This window comes from Microbacterium sp. Bi128, assembly GCF_918698205.1.
On sequence record NZ_CAKKMM010001434.1, the window covers coordinates 1 to 1,274 of the forward strand.

Sequence of the window (1,274 nt, forward strand, 5' to 3'; positions counted from 1 at the left end):
GAGGACGCCCTGGCCCACAAGAAGAAGGTCATGGGCTTCGGCCACCGCGTCTACAAGCACGGCGACTCCCGGGTGCCCACCATGAAGTCGGCGCTGGACAAGATGATCGCGCACTATGGCCGGCCGGAGCTGCTGGGCCTCTACAACGGGCTCGAGACGGCGATGGACGAGGCGAAGGGGATTAAGCCGAACCTCGACTACCCGACCGGACCCACGTACCACCTCATGGGCTTCGACACCGCCACGTTCACCCCGCTGTTCGTCGCCAGCCGCATCACAGGCTGGACGGCGCACATCATGGAGCAGCTGGATTCGAACTCCCTCATCCGTCCCTTGAGCGAGTACAACGGCGTCGAGGAACGGCACCTGGCGTAGCAGGGCTTCCTGCGGGACGCACGGGACCGGACAGCCGGCACGGGCCGGCCACCTATTCGTAGGTGGCCGGCCCGTGCTGTTTGCCCGCGGACTTCAGCGCCGCGGGATCCGGACCGACGCAACAGTCTCGTTGTCCTCGTTGAGGACCACGACGACGTCGATCGTTTCGCCTGCCAGCGCCGGAGGCAGCCAGTGCCCCGCATCCTGCCACATCCGCTCCAGCGGCAACGCCGCGGAGTCGAACCATTCGGGCGTGATTTCCGGGCTCTCGGCGGGTTCGCCGTGCCACCGCCGGGTGGTGAAGAGCCGGCACGACATGTTCCAGTCAGGCCGGGCCGGAAAGATGAACTCGACAACGCCGGCGTGGGCCAGGTCCTCTTGGAGCACTATGATCCCGGCTTCTTCCCAGACCTCGCGGACCACGGCCTCGGCGTCGCTCTCCCCCGGCTCAACGTGGCCGCCGATTCCCACGATCTTGCCGATGCCAAAGCCGGTCCTTTTCATGCCCAGCAGCACCTCGGTGCCGCTCTCCGCCTCACGGAGCGGGAAGCAGAGAGTGACTGGCGTGAGCTTCATGTGCTCAACCCTATAGCTGCCGCAGGCTGCCGGCGCTATCCGGCGGCCGGGCCGTCGCCGACAAGCTGCGGCCTCAGTTCGACCGGTATCCCCTTCTGCGCGAATTCCTTGTCCATGGCCTGCTGCGGCGTGAGGCCCTGGTTGTTCGTGGCTTGGAACTCCCAGTTGTAGACGCTGGACCACTCCTGCCGGACATCGCAGAGGAATCGGCCGTTCTGCAGTTTGGCGATCTTGAACCAGGCGTAGCCGCCGTCGAGCTGGAGCGCCCGGATCCCGTCACCGGAAATGGAATAGGCGAGCCAGCCGCCGGCGCAGCCCAGCAC

The 1,274-nt window shown here is 66.3% G+C and carries 3 protein-coding genes; 1 reads left to right on the forward strand and 2 read right to left on the reverse strand.

Features of this window, described 5'->3' with window-relative positions:
• Window positions 1–375, forward strand: a 375-nt coding sequence (locus tag LQV45_RS33440; RefSeq protein ID WP_290370399.1) for a citrate/2-methylcitrate synthase, incomplete at its 5' end; no start/stop codon positions are given.
• 93 nt (window positions 376–468) lie between these two features.
• Here the strand turns inward: LQV45_RS33440 and LQV45_RS33445 are convergent.
• Both LQV45_RS33445 and LQV45_RS33450 read right to left on the reverse strand, forming a co-directional pair.
• Window positions 469–951, reverse strand: a complete 483-nt coding sequence (locus LQV45_RS33445; protein ID WP_230012058.1) for an 8-oxo-dGTP diphosphatase — start codon at window positions 949–951, stop codon at window positions 469–471.
• Between the two features lie 35 nt (window positions 952–986).
• A partial coding sequence (locus tag LQV45_RS33450; RefSeq protein WP_230012060.1) for a hypothetical protein occupies window positions 987–1,274 on the reverse strand: 288 nt, incomplete at its 5' end.